Annotated in this window: 16 protein-coding genes; 7 read left to right on the forward strand and 9 right to left on the reverse strand. The window is 48.4% G+C overall.

The window, feature by feature from the left end; genetic code table 11:
• Positions 1-71 precede the first annotated feature (71 nt).
• The 6 genes from rbfA (at position 72) to IT233_00325 (ending at position 5,395) form a co-directional block, all read left to right on the forward strand.
• Entirely contained in the window at positions 72-410 is a 339-nt protein-coding gene (gene rbfA, locus IT233_00300; GenBank protein MCC7301059.1) for a 30S ribosome-binding factor RbfA, read from the forward strand.
• A 1-nt stretch (position 411) separates the two neighbouring features.
• Complete coding sequence (locus tag IT233_00305; GenBank protein ID MCC7301060.1) at positions 412-816, forward strand: hypothetical protein; 405 nt, start codon at positions 412-414, stop codon at positions 814-816.
• A 1-nt stretch (position 817) separates the two neighbouring features.
• Positions 818-1,531, forward strand: coding sequence for a 3'-5' exonuclease (locus IT233_00310; protein MCC7301061.1), 714 nt, complete (start codon positions 818-820; stop codon positions 1,529-1,531).
• Positions 1,532-1,557: 26 nt separating this feature from the next.
• Entirely contained in the window at positions 1,558-2,085 is a 528-nt protein-coding gene (locus IT233_00315; GenBank protein MCC7301062.1) for a hypothetical protein, read from the forward strand.
• 104 nt (positions 2,086-2,189) lie between these two features.
• Positions 2,190-4,004: an ABC transporter ATP-binding protein gene (locus IT233_00320; GenBank protein ID MCC7301063.1), complete on the forward strand. Its 1,815-nt coding sequence runs from the start codon at positions 2,190-2,192 to the stop codon at positions 4,002-4,004.
• Positions 4,005-4,048: 44 nt separating this feature from the next.
• Positions 4,049-5,395 carry a hypothetical protein gene (locus IT233_00325; GenBank protein ID MCC7301064.1) on the forward strand — a complete coding sequence of 449 codons (1,347 nt, stop codon included), beginning with the start codon at positions 4,049-4,051 and terminating at the stop codon, positions 5,393-5,395.
• Here the strand turns inward: IT233_00325 and IT233_00330 are convergent.
• From IT233_00330 to IT233_00370, 9 genes are all read right to left on the reverse strand, one after another.
• Entirely contained in the window at positions 5,352-7,250 is a 1,899-nt protein-coding gene (locus IT233_00330; protein ID MCC7301065.1) for a glycosyltransferase family 39 protein, read from the reverse strand. The genes IT233_00325 and IT233_00330 overlap by 44 nt on opposite strands.
• Positions 7,247-9,052, reverse strand: a complete 1,806-nt coding sequence (locus IT233_00335; GenBank protein MCC7301066.1) for a hypothetical protein — start codon at positions 9,050-9,052, stop codon at positions 7,247-7,249. The genes IT233_00330 and IT233_00335 overlap by 4 nt, the downstream gene beginning before the upstream one ends.
• On the reverse strand, positions 9,049-10,587 hold the full coding sequence (locus IT233_00340) for a hypothetical protein (GenBank protein MCC7301067.1): 1,539 nt from the start codon (positions 10,585-10,587) through the stop codon (positions 9,049-9,051). Before IT233_00340 ends, IT233_00335 begins: the two co-directional genes overlap by 4 nt.
• 66 nt (positions 10,588-10,653) lie before the next feature.
• A complete protein-coding gene (locus tag IT233_00345) occupies positions 10,654-11,388 on the reverse strand; it encodes a glycosyltransferase family 2 protein (GenBank protein ID MCC7301068.1) in 735 nt (244 codons plus the stop codon).
• On the reverse strand, positions 11,385-13,247 hold the full coding sequence (locus IT233_00350) for a hypothetical protein (GenBank protein MCC7301069.1): 1,863 nt from the start codon (positions 13,245-13,247) through the stop codon (positions 11,385-11,387). The genes IT233_00345 and IT233_00350 overlap by 4 nt, the downstream gene beginning before the upstream one ends.
• Before the next feature lie 4 nt (positions 13,248-13,251).
• Complete coding sequence (locus IT233_00355; GenBank protein MCC7301070.1) at positions 13,252-13,908, reverse strand: CoA transferase subunit B; 657 nt, start codon at positions 13,906-13,908, stop codon at positions 13,252-13,254.
• 2 nt (positions 13,909-13,910) lie between these two features.
• Positions 13,911-14,609: a CoA transferase subunit A gene (locus IT233_00360; GenBank protein MCC7301071.1), complete on the reverse strand. Its 699-nt coding sequence runs from the start codon at positions 14,607-14,609 to the stop codon at positions 13,911-13,913.
• Positions 14,610-14,648: 39 nt separating this feature from the next.
• The gene (locus tag IT233_00365; protein MCC7301072.1) at positions 14,649-16,949 is read right to left on the reverse strand and encodes a transglycosylase domain-containing protein; all 2,301 of its coding nucleotides are present in this window, start codon (positions 16,947-16,949) and stop codon (positions 14,649-14,651) included.
• 72 nt (positions 16,950-17,021) lie between these two features.
• Positions 17,022-17,762, reverse strand: a complete 741-nt coding sequence (locus IT233_00370) for a class I SAM-dependent methyltransferase (GenBank protein ID MCC7301073.1) — start codon at positions 17,760-17,762, stop codon at positions 17,022-17,024.
• Between the two features lie 124 nt (positions 17,763-17,886).
• Here IT233_00370 and IT233_00375 point away from each other — a divergent pair, with 124 nt between their 5' ends.
• A complete protein-coding gene (locus tag IT233_00375; GenBank protein MCC7301074.1) occupies positions 17,887-19,818 on the forward strand; it encodes a 1-deoxy-D-xylulose-5-phosphate synthase in 1,932 nt (643 codons plus the stop codon).
• Positions 19,819-19,821: the final 3 nt, after the last annotated feature.

Below are 19,821 nucleotides of genomic sequence, written 5' to 3' on the forward strand. Positions count from 1 at the left end.
AATCCCAACCTATTGTGTCGGCTTCCCGTCATATGGCTTATCAGGGTATCTTTAATAAGTAACTTTGCCCTGTGGATTCAGTACGACAACAAAAAGTAGCCAGGCTACTACAGAAGGAGCTCGGAGAGATCTTCCGGCGCGATGCCGCACTCTACCTTCCCGGCGCCCTGATTAGCGTAACAGAAGTGCGTGTGAGTGCCGATCTATCAGTAGCAAAGGTCTTTCTGAGTCTTTTTCCGGTGAAGGAAAAAGAAAAGGCCATTGCCGGCTTACGCGCCCGTGCGCCGGAGTTGCGCCGGTCGCTGGCCGGTAGGGTACGCGACCAGCTGAGGGTAGTTCCGGAGCTTATCTTTCTCATCGATGATTCCTTTGATCAGGCAGCACGCATTGATGAACTGCTGAAGAAATAAAATGAAAAAAGACATTTCTATTCCCAAGGTGGAAGATGTGGCGGTAGCGGTGGTCCGTGAGAAGAACGAGGCGGGCGACGAGGGCTGGTATGTATATCTTCTCAACCTGGGTAACACCATGCTTGAAGGAGTGCTGGTCACTTCCAAAGGGTATGGAGAGATGAAAGGAGAACAGAGAAACACTTCGGTACTCCGGCACTTTCTGGATACCATACCGGGAGGCGGCGCAGTGAGGATAGAGCCCATTATGGAGGAATTATTCGGGCTCACCAACGAATATTGGGTGAGCTTTTATAAATCGAATGTGATGTACGACAAGAAGTATATTTTTCTTGCAGAAAGCATCAATGCAGGCCTGTTCACCCAGGTGCCTTTACTGAATAAAAAAGGAGTAATGATCCGCTGACATGCTTTACGAACTCCGCACCGATAAAATTCTCTTTCTGGATATAGAAACTGTTCCCATGACCGCCACCGCTGAGGAGGCACCGGAAGCATACCGGAAATTATGGGAAGAAAAATTTAACAAGATCCAGAATAAACGCCCGGGGGAAGATACTCCGGAAAAAGCCTGGCGCAGCGCCGGTATTTATGCGGAATTTGGAAAGATCATCTGCATTTCTGTTGGCACTTTCAATCAGGGTAACTTTCTGATAAAATCGCTGGCCGGCCATGATGAAAGGAAGATCCTGGAAGATCTTGCCCGCTTGCTGGAGCAATCGTACGCACGGCCGGAGGCAAGGCTCTGCGCACACAACGGGAAGGAATTCGATTTCCCGTACATTGCGCGGCGCATGATGATCCACGGAATACGTTTACCTTCCATTCTGAACCTGGCCGGAAAAAAGCCATGGGAAGTACAGTTGCTGGATACGATGGAACTTTGGAAATTCGGAGACTATAAGAGTTATACATCGCTGAACCTGCTGGCTACGGTACTGGGTGTTCCCACGCCGAAGGACGACATTGACGGCAGCCAGGTATACGGCGTCTATTATCATGAAAAGGACCTGCCAAGAATCGTTACCTATTGCCAGAAGGATGTACTTACCGTGGCGCAGATCCTGCGGCGCATGCGGGGCGAAGAAATACTGCCGGTAACGGAGGTCGTACAACGTTAAGCCATGGCTTTTTGTAATTTCGCTGGATGAGATGGTTTTCAGGCATCCTGTTGCTTCTGCTTTTCACCTCCTGTGAAGAAAAGAAAGCATTTGAACTTTATACGCAGGAATTCCGGGACATCATGAAGTCGGAGGAAGGTTTTTTGCGGATGCTTGAACCGGGAATGTCGCAACAGCAGGTAAAACACGAAGAACAGTGGGCACTGCGCGATGAGGATAAGAACTACCTTTTTTTTGAACAAAGAAAAAAAACGGGAGAGATGTACACCCTGGAATGTACATTTGGTCCGGGCGGACTCATGGAGATCAAAATGGATTGTTACCTTATCAGTTCCGGCGACGCCCGGAATTTGTTCAATGAGATGAAAGAATACTACCAATCGCGTTTCGGGGAAAGCGAAGATTACTATGGTTTCTCCGGGTGGGTTACCGATTTCGACGGGCAGGTGGTTAAAATCGAACTGGAGGATGAAAGTTCCCAATACCGGCAAGGCAAGATCAGTCTTTTCATTTACCAGCATATACCCGAAGCCCCTTCCAAACCAAAGGGGTGATACCGCTCTCATTCTCAGTCATCTGTCCTATTCCGCTCTTGGTCGAATAGGCCCTTTGCGCGTTTGGTGAATACCCCTTAAAAGTGTACTTTAGGCCTCCTTTTATGAGAGACGAGATTTTACTAGAGATCCGGAACCTGGTCACGGAATTTCACACAGAGGACGAGGTAGTAAAGGCGGTCAACGATGTCAGCTTCACGATGAAGCGGGGCGAGACCATAGGAATCGTGGGAGAATCAGGATCTGGAAAATCAGTGACGGCTCTTTCCATGATGCGCCTTATTCCCAATCCACCCGGCCGGATCACCAATGGTGAGATCATTTTCCATTCACGCACCAAAGGGGCAGTAGATCTGACAAAGATCTCCGACAAAGAAATGCGCTCTTTCCGGGGGAACGAGATCGCGATGATCTTCCAGGAACCCATGACTTCTCTCAATCCGGTTTACACCTGCGGCGACCAGGTGATGGAAGCCATCATTCTGCACCAGGGTGCCGATAAAAAAACCGCAAAAGAGAAAACGATCCAGTTATTCCGGGAGGTGCAACTGCCCCGCCCCGAAGATATTTTCGATACCTACCCTCACCAGATTTCCGGCGGACAAAAGCAACGGGTGATGATTGCCATGGCCATGAGCTGCAATCCATCCATACTTATCGCCGACGAACCCACCACTGCACTCGACGTTACTGTACAGCATACCATCCTCGAACTGATGCAAAAACTCCAGGAGCAGCATGAGATGGGGATCATGTTTATCACCCATGATCTGGGTGTGATCGCGGAACTGGCTGATAAAGTGGTGGTGATGTATAAGGGAAAGATCGTGGAACAGGGAAATGTGTGGGATATCTTCTCCAATCCGCAGCATCCATACACTAAAGGCCTGCTGGCTTGCCGGCCTCCGCTCAACAAACGACTGCACTGGCTCCCCACCGTTTCGGATTTCATGAAAACGGATGAACATGGTACCATGACCGAGAGTTCCACGTCGGTGGAAGAAGCCACAAACCGTTTTATTCTGACGAAAGAGGAGCGGGAGACTACACATAAGGAGCTTTACCAGCGTGAACCGCTGCTTCAGATAAAAAACCTGAAAACATATTTTCCTATTAAAAAGGGAATCTTTGGAAAGGCGAAAGATTTTGTACGCGCCGTTGATGATGTAACATTTGACGTATACCCCGGAGAAACACTCGGCCTGGTTGGAGAATCCGGATGCGGAAAAACCACGCTTGGACGTACGGTGCTTAAACTGATCGAACCTACAGACGGGGAAGTCATTTACAAGGGACAAAATATCACCCATCTTCCGCCCCGCTCGATGCGGGAACTCCGGAAGAATATGCAGATAATATTCCAGGATCCTTACTCCTCCCTGAATCCCCGCATCACTATTGGCGAAGCCTTGCTGGAACCCATGCAGGTGCACGGAATTCTTGAAAACGACCGTGCCCGCAAAGAACGGGTGATGGAACTGCTGAACAGGGTGAACATGAGTGACAGTCATTTTTACCGTTACCCTCACGAATTTTCGGGCGGTCAGCGCCAGCGGATTTGTATCGCCCGCGCGCTCACGCTAAATCCCCAATTCATTATTTGTGATGAATCTGTTTCTGCCCTCGATGTTTCCATTCAGGCCCAGGTGCTCAACCTCCTCAATGAACTGAAAAAAGAATTCAAATTCACTTACATTTTCATTTCCCATGATCTTTCCGTTGTAAAATTCATGAGCGACCGTATGGTGGTGATGAATCGCGGAAAGGTGGAAGAAATGGGTGATGCGGACCTGATCTACGAGAATCCGCAAACGGAATACACCCAAAAACTTATCGGCGCCATTCCGAAGGGAGAACTCGAAGATATCAAGGCTTCCATGGCACGGAAAGAAGCACGCCGCAAAACGGTTCCGGCCTGATCTCCTCCGTAAGATCCCCTTTCCTGATTCTGATTCCGGCCGCCGTGCTCTATCTGGGCGCATGGTATTTTTCTGAAACTTCATTCGATGCAGGCGATGGGGTAAGACATCATGAAATTGCGCGGTACTCCTGGCAACACCCGGAGTTATTTCTTCACCATTGGGGGAAACCGGTATTCACCCTCCTGTGCTCGCCTTTTGCACAGTTCGGTATCAAAGGCACCATGTTTTTTAACATCCTTGTTTCGCTTATCACGGCGGCGCTCTGCATTCGAACCGCCCGAAAGCTCGGCATGCCACAGCCCTGGCTTAGTGCCGTTTTGTTTTTATTTGCACCGGTGGTTTATGCCTCTTCTCTCAGCGGCCTTACCGAACCTCTTTTTGCCCTCTTTCTTGCTGCGGGCGTATGGCTGCTGCTGGAAAGAAAATTTATCACTGCCGCCCTGCTATTGTCATTTCACCCGTTTGTACGGAGCGAGGGATTTGTTCTCCTGACGGTCTTTCAGCTTTTCCTTCTTCTGGAAAAAAAATGGCTTGCGCTTGCCATCACACTCACAGGAACCATCGTCTACTCTGCGATGGGCGGAATCGTTTACGGTGACTGGCTTTGGTTAATTCATAAGAGCCCGTATCACTTTGGGGAGAATATTTACGGCCGCGGTGACTGGCATTTCTTCCTTTCACGCAATGAGTTTATCTATGGCATTCCCTTTTTTGTGCTCACCCTGATGGCTTTGCTTTACGGAATCATTCACGGTATAAAAAAACCCGATCGCTCGCTGATCCTGCTTGTACTTCTCCCCTTCTCTGTCTATTTTCTCTTACACAGTGTTCTATGGGCCTGCGGCATTCAGGCAGGCGGGATGAAACGAGTGATGACAGGCGGAATGCCTCTTCTGGCCATTCTTGCCCCATCCGGTTTACTGCTGGCACGGTTGATTCGCGTACAAACAATAAAAATTCAACTCGTTGGCGCCACGCTCATTGCACTAACAGGAGTAATCTATCCTTTTAAACAATTCGGTTTCGGCTTCAGCTACTCTGATGAAGAATATGCTCTCAGGGAAACCGTGCAGGAACTACAGAAACGAGGGTTACAGAAACGGAAATGCTTTTACCTGCATCCTTCCTTTACCTTATTTGCGGAGCGAGATCCCTTTAACACAGCTCTCTGCGGAGAAATCTGGAGCTTGCCCTCTGACCATGCGGCAGCAGGGATCAGGGAAGGCGAGTTGCTGATATGGGACGCTCATTATGCCGCACTGGAGGGACTCCTGAAGGAGGAGCAGGTGCGGGAAGATCCTTCGCTGGAATTACTTTTCGAAAAGAAATCAGGCAGTTACTCCGTTATGGTACTGACCCCGAAGCCGGTTTCGGCTCCGATAAAGTGATTCTGAGATCATCCACAAAAAATTCCCCCTTCCCTGCATTCCACAGGTATACCATGAGGGAGTCCTGCTCATGCCGTGCATACGGCGTGAAATACCAAGCTTCCGCTTTGTTCCAGGTTCGCGCTTGCATGGGGATGTCGGAGATGATCTTTGTACTATAACCATACGTTCGTCCACCTGTAACCATATTAAAAACAATATGTGTGTTGCTGAGTACTGTTCCGGAATCAAACCAAATCATACACTCCGTTCGGATTGCCGCATAAGGGCCGGAAGAAAACTCATAGAATTTCCGGGCAAAGGTAGGACTGAATGGTGACTGCTCACTCATTCTGTAACTCCTCTTCCCGGAAAAAGCCTTTTGGTCCGATGTAAACTGTGTTTTCCCGTCGGCCAGTTCTCCTTCCATATCAAAGAAAGCAAGCTCTTTGGTATACTGCCCGGCTGAAGGCGATGAAAAGTAGTCGCTTAATCCCGTATCATTCCACTCCAGTAACTTTTCCGCCCCCAGCGGAACAGCCGTACGGAGGAAAACAGCGGAATAAAAGTCTTTGCTCATCCGGTTCATATGAATAATACCCCGGCTATACTGCCAGACCTGAAAAAGATTCAACCCCGTTAACAAGGCTATCACCGCGTAAGAACTACGCGCAACGGTCTTCGGCAGGTAGAGCAGCCAGTTATTCAACGATGCCAGGGGCAATGCCAGCAGAGGATAAATATCAATCATCGGACGCTGGCCGAAACTCTCCGCATACCACCAGTTTTCCCATGAGGAAAGCAGGTAAATATGCAACACTGTTATTACCATCACGGTGATTAAAAAAAGTTGTTTCTCTTTGGCCGCTCTCCAGATGCCGGGGATGAGCAGTAACATCAGCGGAGTATAAATCAACCAACCTTTTTTAAAGCTGAAGAGGAAATCGGATGTGTATGGATCCGTTAACGTGAAGCGTTCAATATCCTCCGGAAAATAAATCCATTCTCCTGCAGCACTTTTCCAGTAAAGCATCTGCAAGCAGCCAAAAAGTATCAGGGTGCTATAGCAAACGATGAAGCCGTAAAGTATCCTGCCCGGCTTCCGGATAATTTCCTTCAACGCACTACAGGACGTTATTCTCCAGAGCACCGGAATGATGGTCCATAAAACAGCCGTTGGTCTTACCAGAATGGCTATGCCCAGTATCGCACCGGCAACAAGAGCCATAGAGATAGAATTGCTTTTTGTCCACCGATCCAAACAGAGCAACAAGGCGGCCATGAGCATGAAGCCGATGCCGTGAGGCCCCACACTTTCCATTACACCATGTACCGGAAAATTAGTGCCGGTCAAAACAATTACCAGTGTGAGGACTGTTATTCTCTCATTCCATCGGTTCAACAGCAAGCGTCTTAGAAAAATCATTCCCAGTGCAGCGAAAATGAACCCGGAAAACATCACCGCCAACTGGTAGGGAAGTGAAAAACCATCGGTGCTGTATCCAAGAGGACCGGCCAGTGCATGCGCAATAAAGAAAGCCGGACTCCAGAGCAGCGCATGACCGCAGGTATAAATATTCACTTGCTTTCCTTCCCCGGCAGGACGAAACTGGTAGGTGACAGATCCCGGGGAATAGGTGCGGTTAATTTTCTCAACCCAATCGCTGTTTTTCAGGTAGGGATCGTCATAGATAAAGGTTGCCGGGAGATACATGTAATAGCCGTACGCATCCCAGGCGGTGACCGTTCCGGTGACGGGATTTCCCGGATCGTTCCCGGCATACCGTGAAAACTTCCAGCCTGCCAGCACCAGCCATACCAGCAGAATGAACCGGGCGGAAGGTGATGTTCGAATCACGTTGAGCAGCCCTTTCATTTATACCAAAATGTGAGTTCAACGTCATCCAGATAAATTGCCGTTGTATCGTTTTTCAGGACATATACATTAAGATTATAATCTCCCGCGAGAGCGTGTGGCAGCTTAACCGCTCTTTCGAAATTTATCCATTTATCCGCCTCCCAGACCATATGAAAGAGCGGATACCCGTGATACATCGGAGAATCGCTCCCGCGCTGAACATGAATAACCAGGAAGGCGTCGCTTTCCAGGTTTGTCATCATGGCCCTGAACTTCACGTTCAGTATTACTTCCTTCGCGGAATCAGGTATGCATTCGCTCAATGTTTTCAGAAAAGTGACGCTTTTTTTCTGATCTCCCTCCATTTTGGAAGAATACTTTCCGCTAAAGGCGTAATCTCCGGAAACGGTATGCATATCCATCCACTGTGTGCCGCCCTCCATATCATTGAAGAAAACAGCTTTCCCCGCTCCCGGAGGAATGGGTGGACCACCATCTGGTGGTAAAAGCATGTTTTGATATTTTTTATCCGTTTTGAGAAAAATTCGCCAGTACTTTACTTTATCCATTCCATCCCAAGGGAGGATCAGCCGGTAGGCCTGATATGATTGTAAAAGATTCAAAAATAAAAATGCCGCAACCGGAACTGAAAGCACCACCCGGAACCAGACTGGGAAATTCATAAGTCCTGTTGCATACAGGATGGCAAAGAAAGGAAAGTATTCGATCATGGACCGCATTCCAAAACTTCCGCCGTACCACCAGCTCCACCAGGAAGAAACCACCCAGAGTACGATAGCAAAAAATCCTGCAAACGTCCATGCCGCAAACCGTTGTCTCCTGAATAAAACAATGATTCCGGAAAGACAAATAATGAGAATAGGAGTATACACAAACAATCCCTTCCGGTAACTAAACAGTACATTCAGGATCTCGGGATGCAAAAAATCAAAATGTTCTCCGATATATGTATCCACCCACCACTGCCCGCAGGCGAAATAATAGAGCAAGGCCTGGATAAAGAGGAATGCGATACAAATCCCTCCTGCTATGAACACCCGTGAGATCCGGGAAAAACATTCCCTGACGAATCGTACGAACGTTTCACGGTCGCCTGCGAGGAAAGGCAGGGAAAGCAGAACCAAGCCGTTCGATGGCCGGATAAGCAGAATGAGCGCAAAACTTACTGCGAGTCCGTAAAATCTGCCGCGCGTAAATCCTGAGAAAAGAAGCCGCGCGAAATAAATGAAAAGCGTGAAGGCAAAAAAGGAATACGTATGTGACATGCTGGGTTCCACCAGCGTATAATAGAGAAGATTCGTTCCCAATCCGATCACCGTAACAGAAAGCATACATATCCACTCCGGTACTCCGTAGGTTTTGAGGATATTGCGGAGCATCCATAGTCCTGCAATAAAATAGAACAGCGTGGAGATACCCACCCCTGTCTGGAACAATACAGAGTATCCGTCCACATCATAACCCAGCAGCGAAGAAAGCAGCAAGGCGAGCAGGAAGAAAGGGGCCATTAATACAGCAACCCCTGCGAAATATTTATTGACGTACTTCCCGTTTATGTAGGCGGCGAAGTAGGCTCCCTGACTGTAATTTTCGTAATATTTCTTTTCATAATCCGGCGCGAAGCCGTAATTGAGGTCACCATAGATAAAAACGGCCGGCAGATAGCCGTAATATCCTTTGCCGTCGCTGCCGATGGTATGCTTCCAGTTCCCCCCTCTCCATTTGTCTGAATGCAGAAACAGCACACAGGCAAGCGTGAGGAAAAAAAGAAGGAACGCTGTTCCGGGAATCCGTTTCACCTCCGTTTCAATAATACTCCGTTTTTCTTACTACTGACTGCCACTGGTTCATAGGCGGACCGTACATTCCTCCACATTGTTGCCGCACAGGAGTCCGGAGTGGTGTACGGATACTTCCAGAACATAATATAATCTGTTGGCTGCCCCGTTACACGCTCATAGATACGGGGATCACCGCAAGGCGGCCGCTGGATCAAATCCCAAACATGCTTTTTTGGATTATGCATCGGTTTCCATCGGAGGGGAAAGCATCCGGTTTCTGCCTCGTAGTTCTCAAAGATAATGATGTCTCCTCTGATGACGGCATAATTTGTAAAATGACCGAGAAACCAATCGGTTTCGTAATTCAGGATCAATGCCGTTGAGCGGGGAGGTATCATGGAGGAAAGATGCATAAATTCATCCACATGGCGACCGTGGTTAACAGCTTCCCGGCTGTAATAGCTCATCCTCCCGAAAGCCGACCAACCCACCACAGCGATGGCTAGCCAACCCATCCAATGCCCATTTCTTTTCATGGCAAAGGCAAGCGAAAGCATGAGCAGGCAGAAATAATGCAGGCGTATACTGAGATAACCGCCCCCAAACATCCAGTCAGGAAAAACAAAACAAAGTAAACCCAGTCCTATTCCCGTCAAAAAAAATATTTGCATGACCCTGTCCGCTGATCTCCAGCGGATAAGAAACAATACAAACAGCACAGCCAGCAAAATGGTAATTCCTGCCACATAGGGGGCCTCTAATTCCGTATGAAGGGCTACGAGGGAGCGCGAATCTTTAAAAAACCCGGCGATTTCACCTGCATCCGGCCATCCTCCCATATTAACATGAGGCTGCTGTAATAGAAAAAGAACCGACAGTACCAGGCCTGGAAGAGCCATCAGAAACACCGGAAATAATTTCTGCGGCCACTCTCGCAGAGACTTCGCATCGCTCAGGGCAATCAGGAAAAGGATACCAACAGTGATCCCGAACACGAACAGATGCGACAGGTAAGTGAAAAGCAGCACGAGCAGGAATAGTAATGAATAGCGCGTTCCGTTTTGTTTCAGACGGGAAAATAATCCTATGCTTGAAAACATCAGAGAAAGAGCAAGGGAAAAATTAAAAAAACCCATCAGGAGTGGAAAAGAATAAGTCAGTGGGAAGATCAGGAAGGACCATGCATTCAATCGCTCACGAAAACCGAGCAATAAATACCGGAACGACAATGGGAGGGCCATAACACACAGAAAGACCATCCACTTTTCGGCCGTGGCAGTATCGGTTACACTTCCTAATACGCCCAGAATAATATGAGAGATAAGATTGGGGTTGGGAAAATAATTCAAATCAAGAAAGCCGGAAAGAAATTCTCTTTCTCCTGTAAACCAGGCCCTCAGCATATTGGCATTGCAGGCATGAGCAGGTCCGTCGAGGGTTGGGTAATACGGGGAGAGCAGAACAGGAAGCGCAACGAGCAGTAAAGCGGCGCCATACATGACATCCCACTTCCGGTACTGCCACACACGGAATCTGATCTTAACTTCGTTCATTTCAACCGGGTGTGTAAAGTCCGCCCCGGGAATCTTGCCCCTGCGGTGTAACTCAACTTGGTCTTATTATTTATAGATACGTCCCGGGAACAAGTTGTACCTCAGAATGCACCACAAAGCACGAAATCCGTCCTTCCAGCCAATCTTTTTTCCTTCCTCATAAGTGCGGCCGTAATAACTGATGCCGACTTCATACACTCTGATTTTCTCCACTCTTGCGATCTTAGCAGTAACTTCCGGTTCGAAACCAAACCGCTGCTCACATAACCTGATCTTCTGGATAATATCCGTACGGAACATTTTGTAACAGGTCTCCATATCGGTAAGATTCAGATTGGAAAACATGTTAGAAAGGAAGGTGAGAAAATTATTCCCGATGGTATGCCAGAAGAACAGAATCCGGTGGGGGTGTCCCCCGGTAAATCTCGAACCAAAGACCACGTCTGCAAAACCATTTAGAATCGGCTTCAGCAGGAGATTGTATTCCTCCGGATCGTACTCCAGGTCTGCGTCCTGAATCACCAGATACTCACCGGTGGCCAGTTCTATACCCTTATGAAGAGCAGCTCCCTTACCCTTATTTACCGGCTGGTTAAAAAGGCGTATATCCGTACCGGGATGCGACTGGATATAACGTTCAATTGCTCCCTTGGTATCATCCTTTGAGCAATCGTTAACGAGCAGAATCTCTTTTTTTATCCCGCCTGTTAACTGCACGGCCAGCACCTTATCAAGAATCAGGTGAATGGTTCTCTCCTCATTGTATGCAGGAATAACGATGGATAGTTTGTTGAAAGTCATGGCGTTGCTAAGTTAATGGAAATCCTTGACCTTACATCATCCACTTTAACCTCCGAATGGCCGTAGTTCCATATATATAGTTTAATCCGGTTCCCGGCCCGTGCCCCTCCCTTTAATATGCGGGAGAGTCTGAAACGCGCCGCCCCGGTTTCTGTCCTGCGGATCCATCCCCACGGAATGATACTCCATTCACCTACACCCACACTATCTGTAATTTCCATAACAATACCGCCCCGCGTCTCACCCTTTCCAAACAAGAGTATACCTTCCTGCTCCACAAAAAAGGCATATTGGTTTATTGAATCCGGCACACGCCATTCAAGCCACGAACAAAACTGTGCACCGGAACCATCGGTAAAACCGCATAGTGGCGGCGACGGACAACCGGTGCTGCTCCGGTGAACGGGAAGGGGTACCGGTACCTGACTGCCATAAGATTCCGTTAGTTCCAAAACCGGTGTTGCCGTTAAAACAGAATTACGTTCCCAAATTTCATTGCCTGTTTCCGGGTCAAAAAAAATACGTCTCCACTCAGTTCCGGATGGTTTCAGTTTGGATTCTCTCATTACAAAGCAGTGTGTTGAAAAATCCTCCGGCGCACCGGTCCGGTAATAAGCCCCCTCGCCTCCTGCCCTGTACCTGTAGAAATTGCTCACTGTTTCAAAAATAAAATCACCTGAAATAACCGCCTCCGGATGTAAGGTGTGAACCCGACGGAACATCTCCCGGGTATTGCGGTCTTCACTCCATTGCTCCGTATGAGTAAAATTCGCGGTTCGGAAAAAATGAAAAAGTGCCACGGGTATCAGGAGGAGAGAAAAAACAAGTGCAGGTAATTTACGGTTCAGGGAATCCGCGAACCAAACCAATGTAAAAATGCCGGCTGGCATCAGAGGCAGGGCGGTACGCTCTGAAAGATAGGGTGTATCGGCAACCAGGTGCTGCACTACTCCCAGCAGGCCGGTGATTACCAAAAGAAGGAAAGCCCGTTTGTACAGGTGCCCTCGGACATTTAACATGAATAAAAACCGAAGGGTAAAAACTAAGAAAAGAGATGCGGGAATAAGCGCAAACAACAAGGGAGGCCATTGCGTTGCGGTACGGTAGAATGAAACACGCAGCAACGAACCCGCAGTATCCATCCAGAATCCGTCCTTTCCTCCGAAAAACAACGAATTTACTTCACGAAGTGAAAGTGCGAATGGAATCACAAGAATGCCCAGCAGGCTTACACCCGCTAAAAAAAAAACACAGGCCGGGATATTCTCCTTCCGGAATCCGATCCGGAACACCAGGATGCCTCCGGCAGCGGCAACCAGGTGCAAACTAACCAGATTTGAAAAAACCGCAACCAGGGCAAAAAGGGAAAAGAAGAGAATATGTTTTCGCGTCACATCCGAAAAAACCCCATACCAGACAGCTCCGGTGCTGAAGGCCAGCATCATTCCGTATCCTCTTGCAAGTGAGAAAAAATCCAGGATGAATGGATTGGCAAGCAGAAGGCACCAGGCGACCAGCCGGAGATCGGGGCGCGAAAGCAATCCGGTGATTCTGAAACAGAAAAAGGCATAGATGAGAAACGCAAGAACCGAATGGATCCGGAGCACTCCTTCACTTTCTCCGAACAGGCAAGAAAAAAAATCCATCATCCACGTATTCACCGGGTGATTGTTCCCCGCCATGTAATTCTCCGGACGCAGCAGATCCCAGTCTGACTTTACAAAATACAAAAACGAATACGCTTCATCATAAGTAAAGGAAATGCAGAAAGCGCGCCAGGCTACGTATACAAAAAAGAAAATTCCCATCACCGCGGCCGGTATGGGAATTTGTTTCAGCGCCTTCCGGAAGGACTGCATTTGTTCAGTCCAGTTTCATTTCCGGGATGTTTCCTTCCGCCTTAAGCTTTCCCGCAGTTGCATTTTTTATTTGATCCACAGAAATTCCGGGTGCCCGTTCAATAAGCAAGAATCCCGAGGGCGTTACATCTATAACCGCCAACTCAGTCACAATCCGTTTAACACATTTCCTGCCGGTAATAGGCAGCGTGCATTCCGGCAGCAATTTGGACTCCCCCGCTTTGTTCACGTGTTGCATGGCTACAATAATATTTCTGGCAGAGGCTACCAGGTCCATGGCTCCTCCCATTCCCTTTACCATCTTTCCGGGAATCTTCCAGTTGGCGATGTCGCCCTGTTCATTGACCTCCATGGCACCAAGTACAGTGAGGTCCACCTTCCCGCTGCGGATCATGCCGAAACTCATGGCTGAATCAAAGAAAGCAGAACCCGTGACAGTGGTAATAGTTTGCTTTCCGGCATTGATGAGATCCGGATCTTCCTCTCCTTCCAGAGGGAAAGGTCCAATTCCGAGCAATCCGTTTTCGCTTTGCAGAACCACATTCATTCCTTTGGGAATATAGTTAGCAACCAGGGTGGGAATACCGATTCCCAGGTTCACATAATACCCGTCGCGCAGTTCCTGTGCGATCCTTTTTGCTATTCCGTTTTTATCCAGCATAGTCAGGATTTTTTACGCGTGGTTCGTTGTTCTATTCTTTTTTGATAATCTTTCCCATTGAAGATCCGGTGTACATATATTCCGGGGGTGTGGATATGATCCGGATCCAGTTCGCCTGCCGGCACAAGGTGCTCCACCTCGGCAATAGTGATCTTTCCCGCCATCGCCATCAGCGGATTAAAATTTCTGGCAGTAGCGCGGTAGATCAGATTACCGTCTGTATCTCCCTTCCACGCTTTCACAATGGCAAAATCCGCGTTGAATGCATACTCCATGAGATACTCCTTGCCGTTAAAAACGCGGCTTTCTTTTCCCTGCGCCACCTCGGTTCCCACACCGGCGGGGGTATATATCACCGGCATACCATAACCGGAAGCGAGGCAACGAGTGGCCAGGGTGCCCTGTGGAATCAGCTCCACTTCAAGCTCGCCACTGAGCAACTGACGCTCGAATTCTGCGTTTTCACCCACATAGGAAGAAATCATTTTCTTTACCTGCTTCTGCCGGAGAAGGAGGCCGATTCCGAAATCATCAACGCCTGCGTTGTTGGAAATACAGGTTAGCCCTCTGACTTTGCTTCTCACGAGTGCGGCGATGCAATTTTCAGGAATTCCGCAGAGTCCGAAACCACCCAGCATCAGGGTCATTCCATCTTTGATGCCACGGATCGCTTCTTCCGCATCCTTTACTACTTTATTCATACCAGTGATTTGACGACGAAGATAGAAAAAGCTGAGGTCTCAATGAAATAACGTATCGTCTTCTTCTCCTTCCGGGGATTTGTCCTTATCCACATCAGTATCTGTATCAAAATCAGGGATATCTTCCACCTCCTTATCCCATTTAGTACAATCCATTTCAACATCAAGCTTTTTGGCGGGCTTTTCAAAATCGCCCTGAGAAATCTTCAGTTTTTTGTCCGCCCACACCTGCTGCATGAAGTAACCCCAGATGGGCAATGCCAGGCGCGAGCCCTGGCCTTCTTCCATACTGCTGAAATGCACACTACGGTCCTCGGCTCCCACCCAGGCTCCTCCCACGAGGTCCGGTGTGATGCCCATAAACCATCCGTCTGCATTGTGCTGCGTGGTGCCGGTTTTACCAGCGATGGGAGACGTAAATTTAAAATCTCCTCCGCGAAGTGTTGCACCTGTACCATAGAGGGTAACCCCCTTGAGTAATTCCAGCATCACATACGCCTTTTCTTCACTCATCACCTCGGTACGTTTCGGAACGTATTCATAGAGCACCTTTCCGTTCTTATCTTCGATCCGGGTTACAAAAGTCGGCTCAATCCAGGTTCCTTTATTGGCATAGGTGCTATATGCACCGACCATTTCGTAGAGCGTAATATCCGGTGTGCCGAGGCAAATGGAAGGGTACGGATCCATGTGGGCCGTAATGCCCATTCTCTTCGCTACGGTAATTACGGCATCGGGGTTATACTGCTTCATAATGTGCGCTGTGATATAGTTCACAGACTGCGCAAGGGCATACTTAAGTGTAAGCATCTTCCCGTCGAGTGATTTATGAGAAGAATTGCGTGGCGTCCACTCCTTGTCATCAAAATAGATCGTTACCGGCTGGTTGGGAATGCGCTCGCATGGCGCCACCCCGTTCATAATGGCCAGGGTGTACACAAAGGGTTTGAAAGTGGATCCCACCTGCCGTGCACCCACTTTCACGTGATCATATTTAAAATGATGATGATTGATTCCTCCTACCCAGGCCTTCACAAAGCCCGTATTCGGATCCATGGCCATAAAACCTGCCTGCATAAATGTTTTGTAATAGCGGATAGAATCCAATGGTGACAGTACTGTGTCGCGCTCTCCTTTCCAGGTGAATACCCTCATGGTATCGGCGGTCTTAAATACTTTCAGTATCTCCTCATCATTCAGCCCGGCGCCTTTGAGCAACCGGTAACGCTCAGAATCCTTCATCGCCCTGTTCATGATCTTTTCTATCTCCTCCTTTTTAACATAATAGGCGAATGGTGCATTTTTTTTCTGCTTCACATCCTTAAAAAACTTCTCCTGCACTACCGGCATGTGCTTACGTACCGCCCGTTCAGCATATTCCTGCATACGGCTGTTGAGGGTTGTAAAAATGCGAAGTCCATCGCGGTAAACATCGTACGGTTTTCCCGTCTCCGGATTCATAGTACCCGGAAGCCATTCCGCCAGAAAATGTGTACGCAGGTATTCTCTGAAATAGGGAGCCAGCCCTTCATTATGGTCCTCCGGGCGGAAAACGAGTCCGAGTGGTTTTGTTTTCAGTGAATCATATACTTCCCTGCTGATGTATCCGTATTTTACCATTTGCATCATAACAACATTCCGCCGGTGCATGGTGGTGTCGGCTTTACGTACGGGGTTAAAAAGAGACGGGTTCTTGGCCATTCCCACCAGCATAGCGGCCTGTTCCAGTTTTAAAGAATCCGGTGTAGTATTAAAATAAATTTTTGCCGCCGACTTTATCCCAACGGCAAGATTCAGGAAATCAAATTTGTTGAGGTACATTGCGAGAATCTCATCTTTTGTATATTGTTTTTCCAGGCGGGTAGCAATAATCCACTCTTTGATCTTTCGCATCGCCAGTTTAAACTTGCCGGCATTTCTTTCTCTGGGAAAAAGCATCTTGGCGAGCTGCTGAGAGATTGTACTTCCCCCTCCGCCACTCTGATCGCCTCCCAGCAGTGTACGGAAAATCACCCGTACCAGTCCGCGAAAATCCACCCCGGAATGCTCACGGAAACGTGCGTCCTCCGTAGCAATAAGTGCGTTTACAAGATTTGTATCCAATTCATCGTAGCGAAGGGGGGAGCGATTCTCTGCGTAAAATTTTCCCAGCACCTTTCCATCGGTTGAAAAGATCTCCGTAGCCAGGTAGTATTTCGGATTCTCCAGCTCGGCGGTATCGGGAAGTTCGCCGAACCATCCCAGTGACGTGAACAGCACCAGTAAAAACAGCAGAACAAACGGTGTGGAAACCGTAATCCAGAACCACTTCAAAAAACGGCGGATCTTCTTTTCCTCCATAGCGCTAAGGTAATGGATTTCAACGGGCAGGCCCATATCAAAGAGTATACGCCGGGCCTCATTGAGTTTCCGTCAGGGTTTTTTGCCGATGCAAACCACCGAGAGCCCTGCCCGTTTTCCCAGTGCGGCATCCAGCACCCTGAACAAGGGAACCATGGTGTTAAACAGCTTCATTTGTCTGGCGGGAATGATGCGGTTTTTCATCACTGAACCGGACAACCACCAGCCCGGGATACCCGCCGCGTTGAAATAAAAACTTTGGAGAACTTCCATTCCGGCAGACAGGAAAATCTGTTTAAGTTTTGTGCGGTTGTAACGGCGAAAATGATAAAGTTCTTTATCAAAACGATTATACAGCCATTGGTACGCAGGAACCAGGATCACAAGATTTCCTCCCGGTTTCAACAGAGTGCTTGCATTACGCAAAGCCAGGTAATCCTCCTTGATATGCTCCACCACATTAAGGGCGAACACGGTATCGAATGAACCGAAGAGTTCAGCGTATTCCTTTTCAAATTCAGGATGCACGAGGTCCATCCTGATCACGCCTCCCGACAATGCAGCGCCGGAAAACTTTCTCCTGAGAAACTCGCAGTAATTTTCCCGAATATCACTCATGGTAAGGGAAAAACCAGCCTTCATAACCTCTGTGGATATATTCCCGATCCCACTTCCAATCTCCAATACGCTTCCCCTGATGTATGGACGAATACTGCTGAACATCCAGGCGTTAAACTTCACGGCATGTTCTATCGCTCGGAGCGTATCCATGCCTTCATCATCCTCCTCCTTAAAAATAAAATCGCTTTCCATTGAGCCTGCAAATGTACAATCCTGTTTTTGAACGCCAAGACAATAAACTGTGTTCTTTTGCGTTAAAAATCAGTAAGTTATACCACCTGTAAAAGTCGTAAATTTGCGCCAGATTTTTCGGGACATGCCCTTTGAAGCAGGACCATTACTTTCGGGGATCGAAACTCCGGCCGATCTTCGCAAACTACGTGAGGATGAATTGCCGCAGTTGAGCAGTGAACTCCGGCAATTCATCATTGATATTGTCTCCCAAAAAGGAGGACATTTCGGTGCCAGCCTGGGCGTAGTGGAAATGACGGTAGCCCTGCATTATGTTTTTAATACGCCGTATGATCAACTCATCTGGGATGTGGGGCACCAGGCTTACGGGCACAAGATACTGACCGGGCGACGGAAAATTTTTCATACAAACCGTATTTACAAAGGCATCAGCGGATTCCCGAAGATGAAAGAGAGTGAATACGATTCATTCGGGGTGGGGCATTCCTCTACCTCCATCTCCGCGGCGCTGGGGATGGCCGTAGCCGCTCGATTGCAAAAAGAGGAGAATCGCAAGATCGTAGCCGTAATCGGTGATGGTGCCATGACCGCCGGAATGGCGTTCGAGGGGCTTAACAATGCAGGAACGTCCAACGCCGATCTTCTGGTGGTACTGAATGACAACTGCATGAGCATTGATCCCAATGTAGGTGCTTTGAAGGAATACCTCACGGATATTACCACCTCGCATACATACAATCGCTTCAAGGACGAAGTGTGGAACCTGCTGGGTAAGATCTCCCGTTTCGGACCTAACGCACAGGAGATTGCTTCAAAAATTGAAAGCGGCATAAAAACGACTCTGCTGAAACAGAGCAATCTTTTCGAATCTCTTAAATTCCGCTACTTCGGGCCGGTAGATGGTCATGATGTGATCAGGCTGGCAAAGGTCATGCAGGATCTTCGCGGGATTCCGGGACCGAAAATTCTTCATTGCCTGACCATGAAGGGGAAAGGTTATAAATTTTCCGAAGAAGGCAACCAGACTACCTGGCACGCCCCGGGGCTATTCAACAAGGAAACCGGTGAGATCATCAAAACCAAATATGAGAGTCCGCAGCCTCCGAAATTTCAGGATGTATTCGGGCATACACTGGTAGAACTGGCAGAAAAAAACGAAAAAATCGTGGGCATCACACCGGCCATGCCCAGCGGATCCTCGCTAAATATAATGATGAAGGCAATGCCTGACCGCGCATTCGACGTTGGCATCGCGGAACAACATGCGGTTACATTTTCGGCAGGACTTGCGGCACAGGGAATGCTCCCGTTCTGTAACATCTATTCGTCCTTTATGCAGCGTGCGTATGACCAGGTGGTACATGATGTAGCCATCCAGAATCTGAAAGTAGTGTTCTGTCTTGACCGCGGAGGGCTGGTGGGGGCCGATGGTCCGACCCATCACGGAGCATACGATATCGCATTTTTCCGTTGCCTGCCGAATATGATTGTATCCGCCCCAATGGACGAGGAAGAACTGAGAAACCTGATGTACACTGCGCAGTGCGAAGACATAACCTCTCCTTTTTCTATCCGCTATCCCAGGGGAACAGGGGTGATGCCAGACTGGAAACGCCCCTTGAAGAAACTACCTCTCGGAAGAGGGCGAAAACTAAAAGATGGAGAAGATGCGGTAATACTTTCCTTCGGGGCCATTGGTCAGGAAGCCGTAAAGGCCATCGCAGAAGTAGAAAAGGAAGGAATCTCTGTCGCGCATTACGATCTCCGGTTCGCAAAGCCTCTGGATGAAGACATGCTGCATACTGTATTGTCGAAATTCAGCCGGATCATCACCCTCGAAGATGGGTGCATTATTGGAGGGGTAGGATCTGCCGTTCTTGAGTTCATGGCGGATCATCAGTATACGGCTACCGTAAAACGTCTGGGTATTCCTGACGCGGTTATAGAGCATGGCGAACAATCGGAACTCTATGCCGAATGCAGTTACGATGCCAAAGCGATTGCGGCAACCGTCCGTGACTTGATGCATTCTAAAAATAAAGCGCTCAGCGCCTGATCC

It is taken from the genome of Bacteroidia bacterium, from assembly GCA_020852255.1.
Taxonomy (GTDB): Bacteria; Bacteroidota; Bacteroidia; order JADZBD01; family JADZBD01; genus JADZBD01.

Excerpts from the sequence above, each read along its gene's own strand:
- IT233_00305 (MCC7301060.1), top strand. The coding sequence starts at position 412 with ATGAAAAAAGACATTTCTATTCCCAAGGTGGAAGATGTGGCGGTAGCG.
- IT233_00310 (MCC7301061.1), top strand. The coding sequence starts at position 818 with ATGCTTTACGAACTCCGCACCGATAAAATTCTCTTTCTGGATATAGAA.
- IT233_00315 (MCC7301062.1), top strand. The coding sequence starts at position 1,558 with ATGAGATGGTTTTCAGGCATCCTGTTGCTTCTGCTTTTCACCTCCTGT.
- IT233_00320 (MCC7301063.1), top strand. The coding sequence starts at position 2,190 with ATGAGAGACGAGATTTTACTAGAGATCCGGAACCTGGTCACGGAATTT.
- IT233_00330 (MCC7301065.1), bottom strand. The coding sequence starts at position 7,250 with ATGAAAGGGCTGCTCAACGTGATTCGAACATCACCTTCCGCCCGGTTC.
- IT233_00340 (MCC7301067.1), bottom strand. The coding sequence starts at position 10,587 with ATGAACGAAGTTAAGATCAGATTCCGTGTGTGGCAGTACCGGAAGTGG.
- IT233_00345 (MCC7301068.1), bottom strand. The coding sequence starts at position 11,388 with ATGACTTTCAACAAACTATCCATCGTTATTCCTGCATACAATGAGGAG.
- IT233_00350 (MCC7301069.1), bottom strand. The coding sequence starts at position 13,247 with ATGCAGTCCTTCCGGAAGGCGCTGAAACAAATTCCCATACCGGCCGCG.
- IT233_00355 (MCC7301070.1), bottom strand. The coding sequence starts at position 13,908 with ATGCTGGATAAAAACGGAATAGCAAAAAGGATCGCACAGGAACTGCGC.
- IT233_00360 (MCC7301071.1), bottom strand. The coding sequence starts at position 14,609 with ATGAATAAAGTAGTAAAGGATGCGGAAGAAGCGATCCGTGGCATCAAA.
- IT233_00365 (MCC7301072.1), bottom strand. The coding sequence starts at position 16,949 with ATGGAGGAAAAGAAGATCCGCCGTTTTTTGAAGTGGTTCTGGATTACG.
- IT233_00370 (MCC7301073.1), bottom strand. The coding sequence starts at position 17,762 with ATGGAAAGCGATTTTATTTTTAAGGAGGAGGATGATGAAGGCATGGAT.
- IT233_00375 (MCC7301074.1), top strand. The coding sequence starts at position 17,887 with ATGCCCTTTGAAGCAGGACCATTACTTTCGGGGATCGAAACTCCGGCC.